The organism is Methylotuvimicrobium sp. KM2, assembly GCF_038051925.1.
Taxonomy (GTDB): domain Bacteria; phylum Pseudomonadota; class Gammaproteobacteria; order Methylococcales; family Methylomonadaceae; genus Methylotuvimicrobium.
On sequence record NZ_CP150634.1, the window covers coordinates 1,437,724 to 1,461,400 of the forward strand.

Genomic DNA, 23,677 nt, shown 5'->3' on the forward strand with positions numbered 1-23,677 from the left:
CCCACGGAGGACCGTGGGAACCAGAAAAAATAACCCTCGTTCCCAAGTATCAGCTTGGGAACGCCTACCCTCAAGCTCTGCTTGATGAAGCCGGGTAGGTCGGGTTAGGCGAAAGCCGTAACCCGACATTAACTCGGGAATCTTACAAACAAAGGATAACCGTAAAAGGAAAGAAGGGGTCAGGTCTAGAAAAAATGCATTTTGTTGTTTTCGACCAATGACTGTTATGTTAAATCAATGCTTAAGATCTCGATAAAAATTTTCATGCGTCCCATGCTCAATCAAAGTGAGCAATAATTCATCATCAATATATTCATAGGCAATAAGATATTGTTGAGCATTATGCTTATATTTATGCACTTGGATGCCTGCTAGATCGCCAGTTTTCATTTCACCGATAGATGGATCAGAGATGATATTTTTGACTGCTTTATCAAGTTGTTCTTTTTCAGTACGATGCATTTTTTTAACTCGACGCTTAAAGATGCTGGTTTGTTTAACTATCATCCGAATTTATAATCCGATATTTCACCTGCTTTATTTTCTTCTATACCGGTTAAAATACCTTTAATAAAGGTTAATGGTAAATCTGGATTTTCATCTACTATTTTTCCTATCCTAGCCCAATACTCTATTTGTTTAGGCGCGCTTCGATGCTGCGCTTTGCCATTAATGACAGCATCATTAATCAAACTTTCAGATAATTTTATTGCTTTTGACATTAATTTAACTCCTATTGAATAGTGGTTGGCGAAAGAAGGGGTCAGGTCTAGAATAAATGCGTTTTGTTGTTTTCTCTCGTTCCCACGCTCCGGCGTGGGAATGCAGACGGGGGATGAGCGAATCAACTCCGGTATGGGTTCCCACGGAGGACCGTGGGAACCAGAAAAAATAACCCTCGTTCCAAAGCACCAGTTTGGGAACGCCTACCCTCAAGCTCTGCTTGACGAAGCCGGGTAGGTCGGGTTAGGCGAAAGCCGTAACCCGACATTAACTCGGGAATCTTACAAACCAAGGATAATCGTAAGGCCAAGGACGGCCTGACTAAAAACCGCCCCGGGCAACCGGCGGCGGTTTTTTTATGCGCGAAACCGCCGCACGCTCGTTCCCACGCTCCGGCGTGGGGAAACAGAAAGAAGGGGTCACAGAAAGAAGGGGTCAGGTCTAGAATAAATGCGTTTTGTTGTTTTCGCTCGGTGCCGGTTTCTCTCGTTCCCACGCTCCGGCGTGGGAATGCAGACGGGGGATGAGCGAATCAACTCCGGTATGGGTTCCCACGGAGGACCGTGGGAACCAGAAAAAATAAGCCTCGTTCCCAAGCACCAGCTTGGGAACGCCTACCCTCAAGCTCTGCTTGACGAAGCCGGGTAGGTCGGATTAGGCGAAAGCCGTAACCCGACATTAACTCGGGAAGCTTACAAACCCAAGGATAACCGTAAGGCCAATGACGCCCTGAATAAAAACCGGTAAATGTCAACGTAGTTGTCGCATGTGTTGAAAATTAATGAACGGTAGTGTCGGTATTTTTTACCGCATTATCGATCGGTTTATCGGGATTTAAACAGACTTGTGCCTGCCAATCCCAGTTTCGGGTACCACGGCTCCAGCGCTCCGGTTTTTTGGCTTTAGCGGCCTCATAAACGGCTTGGCGTTGCTTCAAGATCGCCTGGTCTTCACCCGTATGACGTTGCTCGGGTGTGACATATTGAATGCCGCTGTGCCGATGCTCGTGGTTATACCAGCAGACAAAGCCGGTCACCCATTCCCTGGCGGCGCTCAGCGAGGCAAAAGGCTGTGTCGGATACTGTGCGTCATATTTCAGTGTTTTGAACAACGACTCGGAATACGGGTTGTCATTACTGACCGCCGGGCGACTCCGCGAGGGCGTAACGCCCAGCTGTTGCAAGGTTGCCAGCAGCGTTACCCCTTTCATCGGGCTGCCGTTGTCGGAATGTAAGACTAACTGATGTCGTGGAATGCCTTCAAGAAAGAAGGGGTCAGGTCTAGAATAAATGCGTTTTGTTGTTTTCGCTCGGTGCCGGTTTCTCTCGTTCCCACGCTCCGGCGTGGGAATGCAGACGGGGGATGAGCGAATCAACTCCGGTATGGGTTCCCACGGAGGACCGTGGGAACCAGAAAAAATAACCCTCGTTCCCAAGCATCAGCTTGGGAACGCCTACCCTCAAGCTCTGCTTGACGAAGCCGGGTAGGTCGGGTTAGGCGAAAGCCGTAACCCGACATTAACTCGGGAATCTTGCAAACCAAGGATAATCGTAAGGCCAATGACGGCCTAAACAAAAACCGCCCCGGGCAACCGGCGGCGGTTTTTTTATGCGCGAAATCGCCGCACGCTCGTTCCCACGCTCCGGCGTGGGAATGCAGACGGGGGATGAGCGAATCAACTCCGGTATGGGTTCCCACGGAGGACCGTGGGAACCAGAAAAAAATTCCCTCGTTCCCAAGCTGGAGCTAGGGAACGAGGGATAATCCAGATTTTGGCATGACGCGTTTATAGTTTTCGCTTAGTAGGGTTTATGCTAAATTGAACTTCTCACGTTGAATGTGTCATTGATCTAAAAGAATGCCAACAATATTACGCATAGGCAGTTACCGCTTTCATTTTTATTCGAATGAAGGCAACGAGCCCCCGCATATTCATGTGAGAAGTGTCGAAGGTGAATGCAAGTTTTGGTTAGATCCTGTGATGTTGGCAAAAAATCGAGGAATAAAAGCTCAAGATTTACGAATAATCGAAAGATTAGTATATGAATATCATCAATTGTTGATCGAGAAATACCATGAATTTCATAATGGCTGAAACAGAGCCGTTGGCTGTCAATGTTTGGGTTGAGAATCGGAAGGTTTTTTTAGAGCTGATGGATGGACGTATTCTTGGCTTTCCTGCCGATCGATTTCACATTTTAAGTCGAGCCTCAGATGAAGAGCTTAAAAAAGTTCGGATTGAGCTGAATGGATACGCGCTGAGGTGGGAGGATCTGGACGAGGATCTTACTGTAGCGGGTGTGGTCGCAGGTAAATTTCAGTTGCCTTTACCGAAAGCAGCTGCATAGAAAAAGGAGGCAGATTCAAATTATTTCCTTCGTTCACACGCTCCGGAAGTTTCCTCGTTCCCAAGCTCTAGCTTGGGAAAGCCTACCCTCAAGCTCTGCTTGACGAAACCAAGCAAGTTCCCACGATCCCCGTGTCAAACCATGCCGGGGTAACGAAACACAAAGGCCGCCCAACCCGCGCAATTCGTGACAAAACGTCCACAAGGAAAACCGTAAGGCCAAGCACGGCCTGCCAAAAAAACCGCCCCGGGCAACCGGCGGCGGTTTTTTATGCGCGAAACCGCCGCACGCTCGTTCCCACGCTCCGGCGTGGGAATGCAGACGGGGGATGAGCGAATCAACTCCGGTACGGGTTCCCACGGAGGACCGTGGGAACCAGAAATAATATAGACATTATGTTTTGATCGTTTATGTTATAGTTTCAGGTGTTTGTAAACCGATAGCAAAGGTTATTGAAAATGGCTTTAGCACAAGAAGATATTGATCACATTCAGTGGTTAATAACGGAAGCGGGGTCAGGTCTAGAATAATTGCGTTTTGTTGTTTTCGCACAGTGCCGGTTTCTCTCGTTCCCATGCACTGGCGTGGGAATGCAGACGGGGGATGAGCGACTCAGCCCCGGTATGGGTTCCCACGGAGGACCGTGGGAACCAGCGAAAGAAGGGGTCAGGTCTAGAATAAATGCGTTTTGTTGTTTTCGCTCGGTGCCGGTTTCTCTCGTTCCCACGCTCCGGCGTGGGAATGCAGACGGGGGATGAGCGAATCAACTCCGGTACGGGTTCCCACGGAGGACCGTGGGAACCAGAAAAAATAACCCTCGTTCCCAAGTATCAGCTTGGGAACGCCTACCCTCAAGCTCTGCTTGATGAAGCCGGGTAGGTCGGGTTAGGCGAAAGCCGTAACCCGACATTAACTCGGGAATCTTGCAAACCAAGGATAACCGTAAAAGGAAAGAAGGGGTCAGGTCTAGAAAAAATGCATTTTGTTGTTTTCGACCAATGACTGTTATGTTAAATCAATGCTTAAGATCTCGATAAAAATTTTCATGCGTCCCATGCTCAATCAAAGTGAGCAATAATTCATCATCAATATATTCATAGGCAATAAGATATTGTTGAGCATTATGCTTATATTTATGCACTTGGATGCCTGCTAGATCGCCAGTTTTCATTTCACCGATAGATGGATCAGAGATGATATTTTTCACTGCTTTATCAAGTTGTTCTTTTTCAGTACGATGCATTTTTTTAACTCGACGCTTAAAGATGCTGGTTTGTTTAACTATCATCCGAATTTATAATCCGATATTTCACCTGCTTTATTTTCTTCTATACCGGTTAAAATACCTTTAATAAAGGTTAATGGTAAATCTGGATTTTCATCTACTATTTTTCCTATCCTAGCCCAATACTCTATTTGTTTAGGCGCGCTTCGATGCTGCGCTTTGCCATTAATGACAGCATCATTAATCAAACTTTCAGATAATTTTATTGCTTTTGACATTAATTTAACTCCTATTGAATAGTGGTTGGTAATTATACATAAAGGGTTTTGTATTGATACCCCTCCCGAGAAATACGGGGTCAAAATATAAAAGAAGGGGTCATATAAAAGAAGGGGTCAGGTCTAGAATGAATGCGTTTTGTTGTTTTCGACCAATGCCGGTTATGTTAAATCGTTTTCAATGCAGAGCAGTGGCCAACCGAAATAAATGATTTACAGTGGAAAAAGGTAGCTCTTAATTCGCATTTGAGGAATGGTATAATCCGAACTATTAAGATAGACCAAGGGGAAACTATTATGGCTTTGGCGGCGCAAGATATTGAACAAATCGAAGCGATCGTCCTCCGGGTGTTGGCGGAACGAACGGAAGGCAAGAGCGGAACGGTGCGCTATGACTTGGAACTTCGGGAGCGCTTTGTTCGTGTGGAAGAAGAATTGAAGCATCAGCGGGAATTGATGTTGGAAGGTTTCAAGCAAATGGAGAAACGCTTTGAGCAAATGGAGAAGCGCTTTGAGCAAGTGGACAAGCGTTTTGAGCAAGTAGATAAGCGTTTTGAGCAAGTTGATAAACGATTTGAACAACAACATCACGAAATCATGATGTTGCATCAAGAGATCAAGGTATTGATGCGCTGGGGTTTTGGCGCCTTGATTGGTTTGAGCGGGTTGATTGTCGGTCTATTCCGGTTGATGGTTTAGCAGGTAGGGCGGTTGTGCCTCGTTCCCAAGCTCCAGGTTGGGAACGCCTACCCTCAAGCTCTGCTTGACGAAGCCGGGCAGGTCGGATTAGGCGAAAGCCGTAACCCGACATTAACTCGGGAATCTTACAAACAAAGGATAACCGTAAGGCCAAGGACGGCCTGACCAAAAACCGCCCCGGGCAACCGGCGGCGGTTTTTTTATGCGCGAAACCGCCGCACGCTCGTTCCCACGGAGGACCGTGGGAACCAGAAAAAATACAGACATTATGTTTTGATCGTTTGTGTTATAGTTTCAGATGTTTGTAAACCGATAGCAAAGGTTAGTGAAAATGGCTTTGGCACAAGAAGATATTGATCACATTCAATGGTTAATAAAAAAGGCGATATCCGAAGCGCCGGAGATCAGCAATGCTAATGTGCGCTATGAGTTGGATTTGCGGGAAAGGACTATCCGAGTCGAAGAGGAGTTGAAGCATCAGCGGGAATTGATGTTGGAAGGTTTCAAGCAAATGGAGAAGCGCTTTGAGCAAATGGACAAGCGTTTTGAGCAAGTAGATAAGCGTTTTGAGCAAGTTGATAAACGATTTGAACAACAACATCACGAAATCATGATGTTGCATCAAGAGATCAAGGTATTGATGCGCTGGGGTTTTGGCGCCTTGATTGGTTTGAGCGGGTTGATTGTCGGTCTATTCCGGTTGATGGTTTAGCAAGTAGGGCGGTTGTGCCTCGTTCCCAAGCTCCGGCGTGGGAATGCAGACGGGGGATGAGCGAATCAACCCCGGTATGGGTTCCCACGGAGGACCGTGGGAACCAGAAAAAATATAAAAGAAGGGGTCATATAAAAGCCGGGTAGGTCGGGTTAGGCGAAAGCCGTAACCCGACATTAACTCGGGAATCTTGCAAACCAAGGATAATCGTAAGGCCAATGACGGCCTGAACAAAAACCGCCCCGGGCAACCGGTGGCGGTTTTTTATGCGCGAAACCGCCGCACGCTCGTTCCCACGCTCCGGCGTGGGAATGCAGACGGGGGATGAGCGAATCAACCCCGGTATGGGTTCCCACGGAGGACCGTGGGAACCAGAAAAAATAACCCTCGTTCCCAAGTATCAGCTTGGGAACGCCTACCCTCAAGCTCTGCTTGACGAAGCCGGGCAGGTCGGATTAGGCGAAAGCCGTAACCCGACATTAACTCGGGAATCTTGCAAACCAAGGATAATCGTAAGGCCAAGGACGGCCTGACTAAAAACCGCCCCGGGCAACCGGCGGCGGTTTTTTTATGCGCGAAACCGCCGCACGCTCGTTCCCACGGAGGACCGTGGGAACCAGAAAAAATAACCCTCGTTCCCAAGCTCCAGCTTGGGAACGCCTACCCTCAAGCTCTGCTTGACGAAGCCGGGTAGGTCGGGTTAGGCGAAAGCCGTAACCCGACATTAACTCGGGAATCTTGCAAACCAAGGATAATCGTAAGGCCAAGGACGGCCTGAACAAAAACCGCCCCGGGCAACCGGCGGCGGTTTTTTTTTGCGCGAAACCGCCGCACGCTCGTTCCCACGCTCCGGCGTGGGAATGCAGACGGGGGATGAGCGAATCAACCCCGGTATGGGTTCCCACGGAGGACCGTGGGAACCAGAAAAATAACAGAAGGGGTCAGGTCTAGAATGAATGCGTTTTGTTGTTTTCGACCAATGCCGGTTATGTTAAATCGTTTTCAATGCAGAGCAGTGGCCAACCGAAATAAATGATTTACAGTGGAAAAAGGTAGCTCTTAATTCGCATTTGAGGAATGGTATAATCCGAACTATTAAGATAGACCAAGGGGAAACTATTATGGCTTTGGCGGCGCAAGATATTGAACAAATCGAAGCGATCGTCCTCCGGGTGTTGGCGGAACGAACGGAAGGCAAGAGCGGAACGGTGCGCTATGACTTGGAACTTCGGGAGCGCTTTGTTCGTGTGGAAGAAGAATTGAAGCATCAGCGGGAATTGATGTTGGAAGGTTTCAAGCAAATGGAGAAACGCTTTGAGCAAATGGAGAAGCGCTTTGAGCAAGTGGAGAAGCGCTTTGAGCAAGTGGACAAGCGTTTTGAGCAAGTAGATAAGCGTTTTGAGCAAGTTGATAAACGATTTGAACAACAACATCACGAAATCATGATGTTGCATCAAGAGATCAAGGTATTGATGCGCTGGGGTTTTGGCGCCTTGATTGGTTTGAGCGGGTTGATTGTCGGTCTATTCCGGTTGATGGTTTAGCAGGTAGGGCGGTTGTGCCTCGTTCCCAAGCTCCAGGTTGGGAACGCCTACCCTCAAGCTCTGCTTGACGAAGCCGGGCAGGTCGGATTAGGCGAAAGCCGTAACCCGACATTAACTCGGGAAGCTTACAAACCCAAGGATAACCGTAAGGCCAATGACGGCCTGACTAAAACCGCCCCGGGCAACCGGCGGCGGTTTTTTTATGCGCGAAACCGCCGCACGCTCGTTCCCAAGCTCCGGCGTGGGAATGCAGACGGGGGATGAGCGAATCAACCCCCGTGAAGAAGGGGTCAGGTCTAGAATAAATGCGTTTTGTTGTTTTCGCTCGGTGCCGGTTTCTCTCGTTCCCACGCTCCGGCGCGGGAATGCAGACGGGGGATGAGCGAATCAACCCCGGTATGGGTTCCCACGGAGGACCGTGGGAACCAGAAAAAATACAGACATTATGTTTTGATCGTTTGTGTTATAGTTTCAGACGTTTGTAAACCGATAGCAAAGGTTAGTGAAAATGGCTTTGGCACAAGAAGATATTGATCACATTCAATGGTTAATAAAAAAGGCGATATCCGAAGCGCCGGAGATCAGCAATGCTAATGTGCGCTATGAGTTGGATTTGCGGGAAAGGTCTATCCGAGTCGAAGAGGAGTTGAAGCATCAGCGGGAATTGATGATTGAAGGCTTTAAGCAGGTAGAAAAACGTTTTGAACAGGTGGATAAGCGCTTTGAGCAGGTAGATAAGCGCTTTGAGCAGGTAGATAAGCGTTTTGAAGCAATACAGACCAGCATGGACAAACGCTTTGACGAACTACTCAAGCGTCACGACCAGCAATTTTTGTGGTTGCTCGGCTTTATTGCCACCGGTGTTGGATTGGTGATTGCCTCCTTGCGCTATCTCTAAATACAAAATAACTGCTAAAACTGGGCTCAGGCGCGAATTAGAAAGAAGTGGAGACGGGGTCAGGTCTAAAAAAGATGTGTTTCTCTCGTTCCCACGCTTCGGCGTGGGAACGCAGATGGGGGATGAGCGAATCAACTCCGGTATGGGTTCCCACGGAGGACCGTGGGAACCAGGAGAAACTGGGCTCAGGCGCGAATTAGAAAGAAGTGGAGACGGGGTCAGGTCTAAAAAAGATGTGTTTCCCTCGTTCCCACGCTTCGGCGTGGGAACGCAGACGGGGGATGAGCGAATCAACTCCGGTATGGGTTCCCACGGAGGACCGTGGGAACCAGAAAGAAGTCATTGCAGAGGGCGGATTTATCTATGCCGGTATGCCTCGTTCCCAAGCTGGAGCTTGGGAACGAGGCATGCTCTCTAGGAATCAAGGAAGCATCGCGTCAGTGCAAAGCGAGCAATTTTGAAAAGCCCGGTGCGGTAATTCCGTACGCCGGGATTTGTGAGGGGCAGTCGGGTAACTGGCTGTTCTACCTTGATGAAATGAAGCCTGTCTCGTTGTCTAGCCTGATAGGTCGGATTTGGCGCTAGCCGTAACTCGACCCGTGCAAGTGGAGCGGAAGGGGTCAGGCCTACGGTAGAAGGTGCCCATGTATCATTGACATAAGCTTGGGGTTGGGGGCACCGGGGAAGGGGAAAAGCAGGGGCGGCCAGGGAGGTGTTGCTCCGGTACTACAAAACAGTGGCGAGAGTTGAATAAAAGCAGGGCTTGTCAGTGTACCCAGTCTTCATATTCTAGATCTTTGATTCGGCTAAATTCCCGTGTGTTGTTCGTGACAAGGATGCTTTGGCTTGTGATGGCATGGGCAGCGATGGCTGCGTCATTGTTGCCGATTGGGGTGCCGACCTTCGCGAGTTGACTTCGTATAAGAATGGTTCTGTCCACTGCTGTTGCATCCCAGGCTAAGATGCCGTCAAGTCGCTGGACAAAAGCGTCGATGAGTTTACTGATTTTTGGGGAGGCCTTTTTACCGATCTGACCGTATCGCTTTTCGGCGTAGGTGACGGCTGAAATGACAATTCTATTACCTTGCTCTACTTCATGCTCAAGGCGTTTCAATACCTCGTACGGTAGTTCGTGCATGATGAATGAGGAGATACAGGTGTCGAGCATGTAGCTCTTCATATCTAAAAGCGACCTTCGTCCTGGATTACATCGGGGCGTTCCTGCATGAAGTCATTCTCCGCTTTTTCTTGCTCGGCGAGTGAGAGCCAGTTTGGATGTGCGGGTCGCAAGGTGATGGAGTCACCATGCTTGATGATCTCCACCTCATTGACGCCGTGGAATTCCAGGTCCTTTGGCAGACGTATTGCCTGGTTTTTGCCATTTTTGAAGATGGATACGGTACGCATGTTGACACCTGCCATGAGTTCTAATGATGTTAACAGTCTAGCGATAACGTTGCATATGTCAACATATAGAGAACAAAATGGGGCAGGTCTTACATTCAATTTTTTTCCTTGTTCTCACCGTCCGGCGCTCATTGTGGGTAATAAATCAGGTCTTGGTATGACGCGTTTTGTTGTTTTCGCTTAGTGCCGGTTATGTTAAATCGTTTCTATACAGAGCAGTGGCCAACCGAAGTAAATGATTTACAGTGGAAAAGGTAGCTCTTTTTCTGGTTCCCTCGGTCCTCCGTGGGAACCCATACCTTGGCTGCCGAAACAAGACCGGTATGCATTCCCACGCTGAAGCGATGCGAACGAGAAAAAGCCTATTTTCAACAGCTTTAGGAAAGTTGTTGACAAAGCAAGATAATCGTTTCAATCTTCCCTTTTACTAAATCCTATCTTACTATTTTTAAGTTATCAAAAAACATCATTCTAGAATGGATTACAGGAACCTAAAAGCTAAGAGGATTTTGGTTTGAAAGCATCCATTTCGCTTGGGTGGGCATTAAGGCTTAACTCAATGATAGGGTGGTGTTGCCGGCAAACAACAGTTTGGCCGATACGAGTTCCTCGACGTCATGAAATTGGAATGCATTGTCTTATGGGTCGGGTATTATCGGAAATAGCAAGGCGTAAAGTAATTATTCACACCCCCTATCGTTCCCACGCTCCGGCGTGGGAATGAAGACCGAGACGCTCTAGCGTCTCGTACCGCTGGAGCGGTACTCAGGCGTTTCCACGCAGAGCGCTCATCGTTATACATAAATTGTAGGGTACGCTGCGCGTACCAAAGCCGTGCCCTAGCGGTTCGGTTGGAACATGAAATGAACATCTCAGGCTACCATGGTACGCACAGCGTACCCTACGCGGATCCCTAGCACCTCACCTAGAGTTAGGTCAGGATGATCCGAGAGTGTTAAGTGACAATAAATGGTATCGAGGTCTCATTAGTTAAGATTGCAAAAGGGTGATTTTTAACTTATGTATAACGGCGAGCGCAGAGCGTGGGAACGATAATTGACGGGGGACTGAATAGTTACGACGTAAAAGTTCTCAATTTTGTACTTTGGCGGAAAAAATCAATGAATCAGCTTACACCGGAAGGCTCTTCCATTATCAATCAACTCGCGCAGCGTTATCATTTCAGTTTTGATGCAGTTTGCAGCCTGCTGCAATCCGTGATCAACGGCAACGGGTCGATGGCTCAATTCAATCATCCTGAATTCGGCGGCTCGGGGCAATGGATGCGCGGCGGAATGATTATGGTGGGCGACATGTTTAACAATCAACTCAAACGTCCAGTCCGACAGGTCGATGTCCTAGTGATTTAAAATAGTGAACATCCCGTCCCGGTCCGCAGCCCAAATCTAAAATATCCAGCGCTTTATCTTTAGGCAGCGGGGCCAAAAAGGCCGCGTAGTTCTGAGTTACGTCATGGTCTTTGGTGCCCAGCCAAAAGCTTTCGGCGTTGTGTTGATAATGACTCAGTGTCAGTGATTCAATTTGAGCTAAGTCTTCCTCTTTTTGTTCCATTATTCACCTGATGGTTGACCGTTCATACGCGATGATCCATTGTTTATCGCGTCGATTGGGATAAAGGCGGGGGTTTCCGATAAGACTCAAACGGCTTGCAGGATTCCGGCTATTTCTTCGAGTATGGCCCGGTGATCGAGATAGTCAATGCGAATGGCAAACAGCTTGTCATTATGCAGTAAACGTAAGGACGGATAGCTCGACACGCCCATGCTTCCGGCCAATTGAATTTCTTGTTGTAATTCATGTTCAATCGCCGGGCTCAACAAATCTTTACCGAATAGACCGGTATCCAAGCCGATTTCGGCGGCGCATTCCAAAAGCGTGTCGGTCAGCGATGGATTTTTGGCCCGTTCATAATAGGCCGACTGGATAGCCTTTAACATGGGGATCTCATAATCGGAACTTTGCTTTCTGGCCGCTAACAGCGCTCGGCAGGCCGGGTAAGTTGAACGGATCGGCGTATTGAATGCCCAAAACTCGAAATTAAACCGGACATTAGGAACGGTTTGTTCGATTCGGCGCCAGGTTTGTTGAATGGTTTGCCGCATAGATTCGGGCATCGGCGTGGCGGAGTCCGGCGCCAAGCCGCCCAGCAGGTAAATCAAACGGATAGGCTGCGGTAGATCTGTTCGCAAGGCGTTAAAGCTCGAGCGGAATGCATAGCACCAACTGCACATGGGGTCATGAATATAGTATAAACGAGGTATCGGCATGGACAGGCTATGTGCAATAAAATGATCCCTCATTGTAACCAGCGCGTTGAAGCTGCGTCAAAACACGAAAAAGTCAAGCTTCAGAATTCTTGTTTCGATTGAGAAAGCCTGAACTTGCGGACATGGGAGAGGGCGCTTAAACTAAGCGAGTTAAAAGTTCATTTCCAACATAATTTTATGAAATCAGCTGCCAAAATCATTCTCGGCTCGGTCATGGCAGTATTGCTTGGTGCATGCGTTGCGCCAAAGCCTGCCGCTATTTCAGACATCACTTTTGCTACCGTTGCTGCCGATGAGCCGCAAGCTCAGCCCGAACGCAACCTTTATTTCATCCCGCCGCCGTCGTTGGACGGTCAAAGAACTGTCGAAGATGTCCTTCAGGCTTACGGCCCGTATGCAAGGCTCAAGCTTGCACCTTATTTCGCGAAGGCCAATGTTTCTTATCCGCCACGGGAAGTTGCCTTCATCGCTCTGAAACAGGAAAAAAAACTGGAGCTATGGGCCAAGCACAGCGGCGAATTTCGATTTATCCGCGACTACGACATTCAGGCCGCCAGTGGCGTGTCCGGCCCTAAATTACGCCAAGGCGATAGGCAGGTTCCTGAGGGTATTTACCGCATCGAGGGACTGAATCCGAACAGTCATTATCACTTGTCGATGAAGATCAATTACCCTAACCAATTCGATCGCTTTCATGCCTGGCAGGAAGGGCGTAGCAAGCCCGGGTCGGATATTTTCATCCATGGCAAAGCCAGCTCCATCGGTTGCCTGGCCATGGGCGATGAAGCCATAGAGGAGCTTTTCGTGTTGACCGCGAATGTGGGCGTCGACAATGTAAAGGTCGTGATTGCGCCGCATGACCCCAGGGTTTATCCTCTGGCGGTCGACACCGAAAAACTACCCGATTGGACTCTTGAACTTTATTCGAATATCTCCCGTGAAATTCATGCTTTGTCTCCTACAGTGAAGTCGGTAAAAACCGGGTTGTGATCATCAGGACCGGATTTTTGATTATTACCATGCTTTGCGGGAAGGTTGCGTAGGTCGGGTTAGCGTAAGCGTAACCCGACAGAGGCCTAAACTTTGCGGGAAAATTGTCCTTACCTCATAGACAGCTCTCGAGCGATACGGTTTCTCAATTGATAAGGTACATTTTCATTCATCACGATGGCAAAAGGCTGCCATTCGCCGCGTTTGACTAAGTAACCTGCTAACGAACTGACACCGGTTAGGGTTCCGGTTTTCGCGTAGACGCCGGGCTCGATTTCCGGCAATAAGTGTTTCCATGGCCGGAAGGCTTGCAAGAGTTCGGTCAGTTGCTGCGGCGATAGACGGTTATTACGAGATAAGCCGGCGCCATCCTCAAATGTAAAATTCTTCCAAGCGAAATGCCGAGATAAGGATTCTTCCATGTATCGCCGAACATCGGCAGTATTTGCCGGGCGTCGATAGGATTCCGAACTCAGCATCAAAATTAGCTGGTTAGCAATGAAATTAGTCGAATATTTCAACATCGTCCGCACGATTTCGCCGAGTGTTTTGCTATTGGTGTGCGTATAAAATACAGGTTGATTCGGGGCTTTGCCGAAAACGATTTGCGGACCGACCTCAATTCCTTGCTCCCGTAAAAAGGCAGCCATTAATTCGGCAAAATAGTTTTCCGCGTTGCTTGGATTTCGACCGGTATTGACGCGCAACTCGCCGTTATTGATCGAGCGGCCTAGGCTTTTCGCGTAAGGGGTTAGCGGTGTTTGGGGCTCGGCAGAGAGTACGTTTCCGTTAATTTTTTTGATTGCTATGGTGTTGAAGTTCGCCGCTGTTGCTGTAGGTACCGCATCGTAAGGGTTGTTCGTGATTCCGGTGCCGGGTAAAACCAAACCTGCTTGAAAAAGAGAGTTGTCGAGGCCTATGGCTCTAACTTGTTGTAGACCCTTTTGTTTCAGGCTTCGAGCAATCCGGGCGATTTCTTCGGAAACCAGATAAGGATCGCCGCTTCCTTTTATCCATAAGGCTCGCGACGGTTCATCCCAATAAAACCGAGTGCGAAAACGATGGTCTTCGCCCCAGTGCATTAATGCTAGCCAGGCTGTGGCTAACTTGGTTGTTGAGGCCGGAATTAACGGCCTATCTGCGTGATCGGCGCGTATCGTTCGCCCGTTTGAATCCAAAACGATGAGTCCTGCGTTATTCAGTTTTGAAAAAGCGGTTAGAGCTTCATTCGCATGACTGAATGCAGGCAATATAAACAATAAACAGATCAGGTAGCTAATTCGGCGCATTTAAAATTTCCAGTAACGTTCATGAAGCTTTGGCGATCACACCGGATGATGAGTTTAAAAAGAGCAATCGATAGTCTCAAACTACCGTTCGGCCTGAGCCCATCGGCAGTGCTTAGGAGGTAATTATTCACACCCCCTATCGTTCCCACGCTCCAGCGTGGGAATGCAGCCCGAGACGCTCTAGCGTCTCGTAACGCTGGAGCGGTACTCAGGCACTCACACGCAGAGCATGGCAACGAAAATGGCCGGGGGACTGAATGCTTACGCTTTTTGGGTTTATGGGTAATAAAGACTATCATCTTTTCTTATGTTGTCGAAGGATAAGCAAAAGTCGTTGAATGTACTTTTCCTTTTCAATCGCTCCTGTCGATAGATAGAAAAAAGCTTTATATTGAAGACATACGTTGACATTCATTTGTAATCTACGCAGGTTTACCATGGCAATTAGCGCATTCGATATATTTAAAATCGGCATCGGACCGTCCAGTTCTCATACCGTTGGTCCCATGAGAGCGGCTATGCAATTCGCTTTGAAATTGGACGAAGACAAAATTTTAGAGCGGGTTGAATCAATCACTGTGGCGCTTTACGGCTCGTTGGGAGCTACCGGTAAAGGGCATGGTACCGACAAGGCGGTGATGTTAGGGCTTGAAGGCGAGTCGCCGGATTGCATCGATCCGGATATCATTCCGGACAGACTGGAAACGATTAGGCAAAGCGGACGTTTACAGGTCTTGTCGCGCCACTCCATTCAGTTTATCGAGAAAAAACATCTACAGTTTAACCGTAAAGTCTTGCCGTTTCATTCGAATGGATTGCGTTTCACGGCAATTGACGGATCAGGGACCGAGCTGTTGCGGAAAGATTATTATTCGGTCGGTGGCGGTTTTGTCGTTAACGGCGAACAAGCCGCGACCGATCGTTTGATCGATGACGATACGTGCTTGCCTTATCCGTTTAAGACAGCCGATGGGTTGCTTAAATTATGCAAGGAGCATAACAAGCCGATTAGCGAATTAATGCTGAATAATGAGAAAGCTTGGCTGAGCGAGGCTGAAATACGAAAGAATCTATTGGTTATTTGGCGCGTCATGCAGGCCTGCGTTGAAAGAGGGATTGCTCAAGAAGGTGTGTTGCCGGGCGGTATGAAAGTGAAACGTCGAGCGGCGCAAATTTATAAGCAACTGATACATGAAATTCCTTCGCATGCTCCGAAATTGCCTCCCGGTAAACTCGATTGGGTTAATCTTTTTGCGTTGGCGGTGAATGAAGAAAATGCTGCGGGTGGGCGTGTCGTGACCGCGCCAACCAACGGCGCGGCAGGAATTATCCCGGCTGTGCTCCATTACTATTGGAAATTTTGCGAGGGGGCGAATGATGAAGGCGTGATTCGTTTTTTATTGACCGCTGCCGCAATCGCGATTTTATACAAGGAAAATGCCTCGATTTCCGGTGCCGAAGTCGGTTGCCAGGGAGAGGTGGGGGTTGCTTGCTCGATGGCGGCAGGCGCTTTGGCCGAAGTGTTGGGAGGGACGCCCGCGCAGGTGGAAAATGCCGCCGAAATCGGCATGGAGCATAATTTAGGCTTAACTTGCGATCCGGTCGGCGGTTTAGTGCAAGTGCCTTGCATCGAACGCAATGCGATGGGTTCGGTTAAGGCAATTAATGCCGCGCGTATTGCATTGCGAGGCGACGGTTCGCATTATGTATCGTTGGATAAAGTGATTAAAACGATGCGCGAGACAGGCGCCGATATGAAAACCAAATACAAGGAAACCGCTCGCGGTGGATTGGCGGTTAATTTGATCGAATGTTAGGGGGCTAATAATTCCAAGCGCAAGTTATCGATTCCTCGTTCCCACCGCTCCAGCGTGGGAATGCATACCGGTCTTGTTGCGGCAGCCAAGGTATGGGTTCCCACGGAGGACCGTGGGAACCAAAAAAACCGCTCGCGGTGGATTTCCTCGTTCCCACCGCTCCAGCGTGGGAATGCATACCGGTCTTGTTGCGGCAGCCAAGGTATGGGTTCCCACGGAGGACCGTGGGAACCAGAACAAAACCGCTCGCGGTGGATTTCCTCGTTCCCACCGCTCCAGCGTGGGAATGCATACCGGTCTTGTTGCGGCAGCCAAGGTATGGGTTCCCACGGAGGACCGTGGGAACCAGAAAAACCGCTCGCGGTGGATTTCCTCGTTCCCACCGCTCCAGCGTGGGAATGCATACCGGTCTTGTTGCGGCAGCCAAGGTATGGGTTCCCACGGAGGACCGTGGGAACCAGATAAAGCACCCGCCTTTTCCTCGTTCCCACCGCTCCAGCGTGGGAATGCATACCGGTCTTGTTGCGGCAGCCAAGGTATGGGTTCCCACGGAGGACCGTGGGAACCAGAATAAAGCACCCGGCTTTTCCTCGTTCCCACCGCTCCAGCGTGGGAATGCATGCCGGTCTTGTTGCGGCAGCCAAGGTATGGGTTCCCACGGAGGACCGTGGGAACCAGAACAAAAAATAAAGGATCAAGCGATTAGAAGCTGAGAAATTTTTGTTATTGAGGTTATCTGTCGAACCCAATAAAATCCCAGACTTTGCCGGCCATGGTTCTGTTTTCCTTTTCCGGTACCGGCGGTCCGTTCGGAAAATTTAGGTCATATACGCGGGAGGCATTGTTAGCCAGGGTTTCCATGCCTAGTTTTTTATAGGCTTCAATCATGACTTCCAGCGCAAATGGAACGGCGGTTGTGCGCTGGTAATTATTCACGACTTCGGAAGCGCGGTTAACCGCCGCGACATAGGCTTTACGTTTCAAATAGAACCTTGCGGCATGCACTTCGTGCATCGCCATGTTATTGCGTAGCGCGATCATGCGCTGTTGCGCGTCGGGTATATATTGACTGTCCGGGAAGCGACTGATTAATTCCTGGAAATTGTTGTAGGCTTCCCGAGCGCTGCCAGGATCGCGTTGCGAGGTATCGGTAGGCAGAAACCTTTCGAGAAATCCGATATCGCGATTGTAATTGACCAATCCTTTCAAGTAATAGGCGTAATCGACGCTGGGATTGCGAGGGTGAATCTTGATGAATCGTTCAGCGGCTGCAATCGCGGCTTCGGAGTCGTCATTTTTGTAATATGCATAAGCAATATTCAATTGCGCCTGAGCGGCATGCTCTCCGAACGGAAAACGCGATTCGAGCGTTTCGTACATTTTGATCGCTTTTTGATAATAACCGTCGTCCATCGCTTCCTTGGCCGACGCATGTAGTTTTTCCTCGCTCCAATCTTTATATTCGTCTGTGCTAGTGCTTTCCAAGTTGAAGTTTTTTAACGTTTCACAGCCCTGAAGTGACAGGCCTAAGGTAAGAACGAGAAAGAATTTTACTAAAAATAATCGCATAGAGCTGACGACACGTTGTAATATGTACGGTTTTTTCGTTGTGGATGAATAGGTTTCGTTGAGCGCAAGATGCGTTTAACGCTAATCAAGCAACGAGTATAACTTAACGGCGAATTAATCAGAAGACATAAGTTATGACAAGATTATCGGCACAAATTCCCGAAGAGATGGCGGGTATGCGTTTGGATCAAGTGCTTGCTGAGCTATTTTCGGATTATTCCCGAAGTAAGCTACAGACTTGGCTGAAAGCCGGGCGTGTGATGGTTAACGGCGCCCAATTAAAGGCCAAAGACAAGGTCGAAGGCGGGGAATCCATTGAGCTCGATGCCGAAGCCGAGGTGGTTTTGGAATGCGAGGCGGAAGCGATTCCGCTGGATATCGTTTATGAAGACGAGTCCTTGTTAATCATCAATAAGCCGGCGGGCTTAGTCGTGCACCCGGCAGTCGGCAATTGGACAGGGACTTTGCAGAATGCCTTGCTCAATCATGTGCCGAGCCTCGAGACCTTGCCGAGAGCCGGCATTGTACATCGCATCGACAAGGAAACGAGTGGTTTGTTGATGGTCGCAAAAACGCTTCAAGCTCATAACAGCCTGGTTAAACAACTACAAGAACGTTCGATAGAAAGGGAGTACTTGGCGATTACCAAGGGACGAATCATCGCCGGCGCGACGATAGACGAGCCGATCGGCCGACATCCGACCGATCGTAAACGCTATTCGGTCAGGCAAACGGGCAAGGATGCGGTAACCCATTATCGGGTTGTCGAGCGTTTCGCTAGGCACACCCTAATCCGCGTCAAATTGGAAACCGGGCGCACGCATCAGATTCGGGTCCATATGGCGTATGCTCATTTTCCCTTGGTTGGCGATCCGGTTTACGGCGGGCGTTTTCAGTTGCCGCCGGACTGTTCCGAACAATTGGAGATAGAACTGCGTGCATTCAAGCGTCAAGCGCTTCATGCCGAAAAACTGGGTTTGCTGCATCCTGAAACGCAAGAATACTGCGAATGGATTCAGCCTTTACCCGACGATATGATTCGATTACTGGCCGCATTACGAGACAATGAGTAACATTGAGCATTGGCTGAAGCCCGATTGGCCTGCGCCGGCCAATGTGTTCGCCGCAACGACCTTGCGAAGCGGCGGTTACAGTGTCGGATCGTTTCAAAGTCTTAATCCCGCGATGCATGTTGGCGATAATCCCGAGCTGGTGTTGAAGAATCGACAACGGATCATCGATATGCTCGATTTGCCGAATGCGCCGGTTTGGTTGAATCAAGTGCATGGTAAAACTGTAGTCGATGCGGCGCAAGTGAATACGCTGGTCGAGGCCGACGCCAGTTTTAGTCATGAGCCGGGTGTTGTTTGCACGGTATTGACCGCCGATTGTTTGCCGGTATTGCTGTGTTCTCGTGGCGGAAGCAGTGTCGCAGCCGTTCATGCCGGCTGGAAGGGGTTGTTGGCCGGCGTGATTACTGAAACCGTTAAGGCGATGAAAACGCTTGATCTGCTGGTTTGGCTTGGGCCGGCGATCGGGCCGGACGCCTTTGAAGTCGGTGACGACGTACGTACTACGTTTGTTGAAATTAACGAGCGGTATGCCGATGCATTTCGTTCGACCGAAAAGGGTAAATGGTTGGCCGATATTTATGGTTTAGCGCGTATCAATCTGGCTCTAGCCGGTATTGAAAGCGTTTATGGCGGACAGTTTTGTACCCTGTCCGATGTCGAGCGGTTTTATTCGTTTCGGCGCGATAAGGAGACTGGCAGGATGGCAAGTTTAATTTGGAGAGTATAAAAACGTTATGGAATTGTTGTTATTAATTATTATTTTTACTGCGTTGGGCGGGGTTTTAAGCGTTTTGGCGGCTTCGTTTTTTTTATGGCTGGATGATGCTCAACAGGCTAGAGTTTTGCCGCATGGCATCAGTTTCGCGACCGGCGCATTATTGGCAGTGGCCTTTTGGGGCTTGATCCCGCATGCTTTCGAGGATGTCGACTCGGATCGTATTCAAAGTTTGTCGGCGGTGATTATGGCCGGAATTCTGGGCTTTTTTATGCTGGAAAAGCTGTTGGTTTGGCGTCATTGCCATCATAACCCATGTGAAGCTCATGGCGAGGACGCCGAGGGGCATCATCCGGCCGGAATGTTAATTTTACTGGGTGACGGTATTCATAATTTTGTCGACGGCATACTGATTGCCGCGGCATTTTTAACCGACGTCAAACTAGGAATTGTCACGAGTTTGGCGGTTGCGGCGCATGAGATTCCGCAAGAAGTCGGCGATTTCGCGATATTATTGCAAAGCGGTTATTCCAAAGGTAAAGCGCTTCTATACAATATCCTATCGAGTTTGGCGACGGTGGTTGGCGGCATTATTGCTTATTTCAGCTTGGAAGACTTGCACGATAGTCTTCCGTATTTTCTAGCGATGGCGGCATCGAGTTTTATATATATCGCCGTGGCCGATTTGATTCCGACCTTGCATGAAAAAACCGAGTTGAAGGTTTCAGTGCAACAAGTCGCATTGATCTCGGCCGGGGTGTTGTTGATTTGTTCGCTGCACGGCTTTGCCCATGATATTGAATTGGAAAGCCTTGAGCGGAAGCATCAGGAAGGTGAAAGGTGAAAGGTGAAAGGTGAAAGGTGAAAGGTGAAAGGTGAAAGGTGAAAGGTGAAAGGTGAAAGGTGAAAGGTGAAAGGTGAAAGGTGAAAGGTGAAAGGTGAAAGGTGAAAGGTGAAAGGTGAAAGGTGAAATCGGCGCTTGACAAGCGCTAAAAAACATGAATCATTTCACTATTCACTATTCACTATTCACTATTCACTATTCACTATTCACTATTCACTATTCACTATTCACTATTCACTATTCACTATTCACTATTCACTATTCACGATATTCCATCGCACTTCAAATTTCGACATTGACGCATGGAGGCGCCGGGGTGTTCGGCAAAGGCTTTGACAGCAGGGATGCTGTCACAGAGCCTACATGGACGTATTCACGGCGTCCTTTGACGGACCCCCGGCGCCGAAATTTGACCAGCAAAGGGTATATATCCTCAAGTGATTACAGTAGGTCCGCTTCTGTCGGTTCGTTTTTTGATCTCGCAAAATTGTTCCGCCAATTCGATGAGTGGCGCTAATGCGCTTTGTGCGTCTTGATCATGTAAATTGCTGTCGGGTTCGTAACGCTCCAAATAAATTCGAAGCGTGGCGCCTACGGTGCCGGTGCCGGATAGGCGGAATACGATCCGCGAACCGTTTTCAAAACCGATTCGGATGCCTTGGTTTTTGCTGACGCTGCCGTCGACCGGGTCGGTATACGCGAATTCATCGGCATATTTGACGATATAATCGCCGAATGCCTTGCCCGGTAGGGTCGGTAATTGTTCGCGAAGATAAGTGACGATGCCGTCCGCAATATCGGTGGCTACGGCTTCGTAATCATGGCGAGCATAAATATCTCGACCGAATCGTTGCCAGTGTTCGGTGACGATGTCGGCAACCGATTGTCTTTTTCTGGCAATGAGATTGAGCCAGAATAATACCGCCCATAAGCCGTCTTTTTCCCGGACATGGTCTGATCCGGTGCCGAAGCTTTCTTCGCCGCATAACGTGATTTTGCCGGCGTCCAATAGGTTTCCGAAAAATTTCCAGCCGGTCGGTGTTTCGAAACAAGGCAGGTTCTGTTGCGCTGCTACCCTATCGACGGCTTGGCTGGTCGGCATCGAGCGTGCGACGCCGCTGATGCCTTTTGCGTAGCCGGGAATCAAACTTGCATTGGCCGCTAAGATGGCCAGGCTATCGCTCGGCGTCACGAATATTTGCGAGCCCATGATCATGTTACGATCGCCGTCGCCATCCGATGCCGCTCCAAACGTCGGTGCGTTCGGTCCGAACATTGTCTCGGCCAATTCTTCCGCATGTGCCAGGTTCGGGTCCGGATGACCGCCGCCGAAGTCTTCCAAAGGTACGGCATTGATCACAGAGCCGGGTTTTGCGCCAAGCATGTCCTCCAGAATCGTTTTGGCATAGGGGCCTGTGATTGCGTGCATCGCATCGAATTTAAGCGTGATATAGCCGGAGCCGATGCTTTGCTTGAGTAAATCGAAATCGAAAATGGTTTGCATCAATTCGGCGTAATCGTTGACGGGGTTTAGGATGCTTATGGTAAGCGCCCCGAATTTTTGGGTGCCGACGGTGTCGAGGTCGATGTCAGGGATTTCTGCAATTTTGTAGGAAGCGATTTCCTTGCTGCGCCGGTAAAATGCCTGAGTATACTTTTCGGGTGCGGGGCCGCCGTTGCCGACATTGTATTTGATGCCGAAATCTTCATCCGGTCCTCCGGGATTGTGGCTGGCGGATAGCACCAGCCCGCCATAGGCTTTGTATTTTCGAATCAGGTTGGATGCGGCGGGTGTCGATAATAAACCGCCTTGGCCGATAATCAATTTGCTAAAACCGTTCGCGGCGGCAATTTTTATGATCGTTTGAATGGCTTGTCGGTTAAAATAGCGTCCGTCACCACCTAAAACAAGTTTTTGGTCTACAATATCATCGAGAGAGTCGAAGATTGACTGAACAAAATTTTCAAGATAGTTCGGTTGTTGAAAGGTTTTCACTTTCTTTCTAAGTCCCGATGTCCCGGGGTTTTGGTCTTCGAATGGATGAGTTTCTATTGTTTTTATTTCCATGAGTGAGCCTTTAATGCGACAAATAACACGGTTTTTAAATTACACTAAAACACAAGCTAATAGTAGTTTATTTATGATCCGAATTGGCGTGTTTCCGATTCTTTTTTTGTTGGCGTCAAATTCCCATGCCAGTAACGATGTCTGGTTATTGATCGATACTAATGCGCTGACGCTTGAAGTTAAGAAAGGAGAACAGACGTTAGAGAGGTTGGAAAACATTGCGATAGGCCGAAATGGCGCGGGTTTTAAAGAGGTGCGCGGCGATGATGTCACTCCTTTAGGGACTTACAAAATTGGCTGGATCAATGAAAAAAGCAGTTTTTATCGTTTTTTCGGCTTGTCTTATCCTTCGGTTGATAATGCTCATGCCGCACTTGACAAGGGGCTTATCGATCCGTTAACTTTTGAGACGATTGTCGAGGCACACCAAAAACACAGTATTCCCCCCCAGAATACTCCCTTAGGGGGGCAAATCGGCATTCACGGTTTGGGGCGTGGCGATGAGAAAATTCATAGAACTATGAATTGGACTCATGGCTGTATTGCATTGACTAATCGGCAAATCGACCGTTTGAGTAAGTGGGTTGATAAAGAAATTACGGTGCAAATAAAATAATTCTGGAATATTTTGAAAAAAAAGTTCAATATATTTCATCGAATGCTTTTGAAAAAATCTTAGTAACAACTCTTACAGTAAAAAAAGGAAAATAATATGAAAAAATTAGCGAAATTATCAGTGGTTGCTCTTACAGCAAGTCTGGCTGTAGGTTGTGCGAGTACTTCCGACGTTGAAAACCTGCAATCTCAAATCGACGATTTGAATACTAAGGTTTCAAGAGCAGCTTCCGATGCGGCTAGTGCGAAAAGCGCTGCTGCTGACGCATCTGCAAGAGCGGCAGCTGCAGAGGCTGCGGCAAACCGCGCAGCAAGCTACGCACAAGATGCGAACAGCAAGTTGGATCGTCTGTTCAAAAAATCAATGATGAAATAATTAATTTTTATCTTTTGATTTGAAAAAAGCCCGTCAGATTCGTCTGGCGGGCTTTTTTTGTTTGGCTATATTAATAGTGGAATTGGTTTGTTCCCAAGCCGGAGCTCTCATCGTTATACACATCTTCCGCTGTTTCCCAAACTCTGTTTGGGAAACCCGTCTCGCAAGCTCTGCTTGCCGGCTTCGGGAAGCTGGAGCT

General features: G+C 48.7%; 24 protein-coding genes and 1 pseudogene. 13 read left to right on the forward strand and 12 right to left on the reverse strand.

Features of this window, described 5'->3' with window-relative positions:
• Nucleotides 1–234 precede the first annotated feature (234 nt).
• From WJM45_RS06155 to WJM45_RS06165, 3 genes and pseudogenes are all read right to left on the reverse strand, one after another.
• On the reverse strand, nt 235–507 hold the full coding sequence (locus WJM45_RS06155; protein ID WP_341328091.1) for a type II toxin-antitoxin system RelE/ParE family toxin: 273 nt from the start codon (nt 505–507) through the stop codon (nt 235–237).
• Nucleotides 504–722 (reverse strand): hypothetical protein, encoded by a 219-nt coding sequence (locus WJM45_RS06160; RefSeq protein WP_341328092.1) that lies wholly within the window; start codon nt 720–722, stop codon nt 504–506. Before WJM45_RS06160 ends, WJM45_RS06155 begins: the two co-directional genes overlap by 4 nt.
• 779 nt (nt 723–1,501) lie before the next feature.
• A pseudogene (locus tag WJM45_RS06165) lies at nt 1,502–1,963 on the reverse strand (integrase core domain-containing protein); the annotation flags it as partial.
• Between the two features lie 847 nt (nt 1,964–2,810).
• Here WJM45_RS06165 and WJM45_RS06170 point away from each other — a divergent pair.
• A complete protein-coding gene (locus tag WJM45_RS06170) occupies nt 2,811–3,071 on the forward strand; it encodes a DUF2442 domain-containing protein (RefSeq protein ID WP_341328093.1) in 261 nt (86 codons plus the stop codon).
• Between the two features lie 1,015 nt (nt 3,072–4,086).
• Here WJM45_RS06170 and WJM45_RS06175 read toward each other — a convergent pair.
• Nucleotides 4,087–4,359 (reverse strand): type II toxin-antitoxin system RelE/ParE family toxin, encoded by a 273-nt coding sequence (locus tag WJM45_RS06175; protein ID WP_341328091.1) that lies wholly within the window; start codon nt 4,357–4,359, stop codon nt 4,087–4,089.
• Nucleotides 4,356–4,574 carry a hypothetical protein gene (locus WJM45_RS06180; protein ID WP_341328092.1) on the reverse strand — a complete coding sequence of 73 codons (219 nt, stop codon included), beginning with the start codon at nt 4,572–4,574 and terminating at the stop codon, nt 4,356–4,358. The genes WJM45_RS06175 and WJM45_RS06180 overlap by 4 nt, the downstream gene beginning before the upstream one ends.
• 297 nt (nt 4,575–4,871) lie before the next feature.
• On the opposite strand from WJM45_RS06180, the gene WJM45_RS06185 reads away from it, so the two are divergent.
• The 4 genes from WJM45_RS06185 (at nt 4,872) to WJM45_RS06200 (ending at nt 8,427) form a co-directional block, all read left to right on the forward strand.
• Nucleotides 4,872–5,273, forward strand: coding sequence for a hypothetical protein (locus WJM45_RS06185; protein ID WP_341328094.1), 402 nt, complete (start codon nt 4,872–4,874; stop codon nt 5,271–5,273).
• Nucleotides 5,274–5,604: 331 nt separating this feature from the next.
• Nucleotides 5,605–5,985, forward strand: coding sequence for a hypothetical protein (locus tag WJM45_RS06190; protein ID WP_341328095.1), 381 nt, complete (start codon nt 5,605–5,607; stop codon nt 5,983–5,985).
• 1,121 nt (nt 5,986–7,106) lie between these two features.
• Nucleotides 7,107–7,529 (forward strand): hypothetical protein, encoded by a 423-nt coding sequence (locus tag WJM45_RS06195; protein WP_341328096.1) that lies wholly within the window; start codon nt 7,107–7,109, stop codon nt 7,527–7,529.
• A 508-nt stretch (nt 7,530–8,037) separates the two neighbouring features.
• Entirely contained in the window at nt 8,038–8,427 is a 390-nt protein-coding gene (locus tag WJM45_RS06200) for a hypothetical protein (RefSeq protein WP_341328097.1), read from the forward strand.
• A gap of 766 nt (nt 8,428–9,193) precedes the next feature.
• Here the strand turns inward: WJM45_RS06200 and WJM45_RS06205 are convergent.
• Together WJM45_RS06205 and vapB are read right to left on the reverse strand one after the other, a co-directional pair.
• Nucleotides 9,194–9,607, reverse strand: a complete 414-nt coding sequence (locus WJM45_RS06205) for a type II toxin-antitoxin system VapC family toxin (RefSeq protein WP_341328098.1) — start codon at nt 9,605–9,607, stop codon at nt 9,194–9,196.
• Between the two features lie 2 nt (nt 9,608–9,609).
• Nucleotides 9,610–9,834, reverse strand: a complete 225-nt coding sequence (gene vapB, locus WJM45_RS06210) for a type II toxin-antitoxin system VapB family antitoxin (protein ID WP_341328099.1) — start codon at nt 9,832–9,834, stop codon at nt 9,610–9,612.
• 1,121 nt (nt 9,835–10,955) lie between these two features.
• On the opposite strand from vapB, the gene WJM45_RS06215 reads away from it, so the two are divergent.
• Nucleotides 10,956–11,204: a hypothetical protein gene (locus tag WJM45_RS06215; RefSeq protein WP_341328100.1), complete on the forward strand. Its 249-nt coding sequence runs from the start codon at nt 10,956–10,958 to the stop codon at nt 11,202–11,204.
• Here the strand turns inward: WJM45_RS06215 and WJM45_RS06220 are convergent.
• Both WJM45_RS06220 and WJM45_RS06225 read right to left on the reverse strand, forming a co-directional pair.
• Nucleotides 11,164–11,406 carry a class I SAM-dependent methyltransferase gene (locus WJM45_RS06220; RefSeq protein WP_341328101.1) on the reverse strand — a complete coding sequence of 81 codons (243 nt, stop codon included), beginning with the start codon at nt 11,404–11,406 and terminating at the stop codon, nt 11,164–11,166. The genes WJM45_RS06215 and WJM45_RS06220 overlap by 41 nt on opposite strands.
• An 86-nt stretch (nt 11,407–11,492) precedes the next feature.
• The gene (locus tag WJM45_RS06225) at nt 11,493–12,155 is read right to left on the reverse strand and encodes a DsbA family protein (RefSeq protein ID WP_341328102.1); all 663 of its coding nucleotides are present in this window, start codon (nt 12,153–12,155) and stop codon (nt 11,493–11,495) included.
• A 144-nt stretch (nt 12,156–12,299) separates the two neighbouring features.
• On the opposite strand from WJM45_RS06225, the gene WJM45_RS06230 reads away from it, so the two are divergent.
• A complete protein-coding gene (locus WJM45_RS06230) occupies nt 12,300–13,112 on the forward strand; it encodes a L,D-transpeptidase family protein (protein ID WP_341328103.1) in 813 nt (270 codons plus the stop codon).
• 110 nt (nt 13,113–13,222) lie between these two features.
• On the opposite strand, the gene WJM45_RS06235 is transcribed toward WJM45_RS06230, so the two are convergent.
• Entirely contained in the window at nt 13,223–14,401 is a 1,179-nt protein-coding gene (locus WJM45_RS06235; RefSeq protein ID WP_341328104.1) for a D-alanyl-D-alanine carboxypeptidase, read from the reverse strand.
• A gap of 437 nt (nt 14,402–14,838) precedes the next feature.
• Here WJM45_RS06235 and WJM45_RS06240 point away from each other — a divergent pair, with 437 nt between their 5' ends.
• Nucleotides 14,839–16,218 carry an L-serine ammonia-lyase gene (locus tag WJM45_RS06240; RefSeq protein ID WP_341328105.1) on the forward strand — a complete coding sequence of 460 codons (1,380 nt, stop codon included), beginning with the start codon at nt 14,839–14,841 and terminating at the stop codon, nt 16,216–16,218.
• Between the two features lie 732 nt (nt 16,219–16,950).
• On the opposite strand, the gene WJM45_RS06245 is transcribed toward WJM45_RS06240, so the two are convergent.
• Nucleotides 16,951–17,787, reverse strand: coding sequence for an outer membrane protein assembly factor BamD (locus WJM45_RS06245; protein WP_341328106.1), 837 nt, complete (start codon nt 17,785–17,787; stop codon nt 16,951–16,953).
• A 134-nt stretch (nt 17,788–17,921) separates the two neighbouring features.
• On the opposite strand from WJM45_RS06245, the gene rluD reads away from it, so the two are divergent.
• The 3 genes from rluD to WJM45_RS06260 are packed head-to-tail and all read left to right on the forward strand — an operon-like array spanning nt 17,922 to nt 20,419.
• Entirely contained in the window at nt 17,922–18,860 is a 939-nt protein-coding gene (gene rluD, locus WJM45_RS06250) for a 23S rRNA pseudouridine(1911/1915/1917) synthase RluD (RefSeq protein ID WP_341328107.1), read from the forward strand.
• Nucleotides 18,853–19,587, forward strand: coding sequence for a peptidoglycan editing factor PgeF (pgeF, locus tag WJM45_RS06255; RefSeq protein WP_341328108.1), 735 nt, complete (start codon nt 18,853–18,855; stop codon nt 19,585–19,587). The genes rluD and pgeF overlap by 8 nt, the downstream gene beginning before the upstream one ends.
• A 7-nt stretch (nt 19,588–19,594) precedes the next feature.
• Nucleotides 19,595–20,419: a ZIP family metal transporter gene (locus WJM45_RS06260; protein ID WP_341328109.1), complete on the forward strand. Its 825-nt coding sequence runs from the start codon at nt 19,595–19,597 to the stop codon at nt 20,417–20,419.
• Nucleotides 20,420–20,852: 433 nt separating this feature from the next.
• Here the strand turns inward: WJM45_RS06260 and WJM45_RS06265 are convergent, their stop codons facing one another.
• Nucleotides 20,853–22,487, reverse strand: coding sequence for an alpha-D-glucose phosphate-specific phosphoglucomutase (locus tag WJM45_RS06265; protein ID WP_341328110.1), 1,635 nt, complete (start codon nt 22,485–22,487; stop codon nt 20,853–20,855).
• Here WJM45_RS06265 and WJM45_RS06270 point away from each other — a divergent pair.
• Nucleotides 22,486–23,103, forward strand: a complete 618-nt coding sequence (locus WJM45_RS06270; protein WP_341328111.1) for a L,D-transpeptidase — start codon at nt 22,486–22,488, stop codon at nt 23,101–23,103. The two genes, WJM45_RS06265 and WJM45_RS06270, sit on opposite strands and share 2 nt — an antisense overlap.
• 96 nt (nt 23,104–23,199) lie before the next feature.
• On the forward strand, nt 23,200–23,478 hold the full coding sequence (locus WJM45_RS06275; RefSeq protein WP_125220177.1) for an Lpp/OprI family alanine-zipper lipoprotein: 279 nt from the start codon (nt 23,200–23,202) through the stop codon (nt 23,476–23,478).
• Nucleotides 23,479–23,677 lie beyond the last annotated feature (199 nt).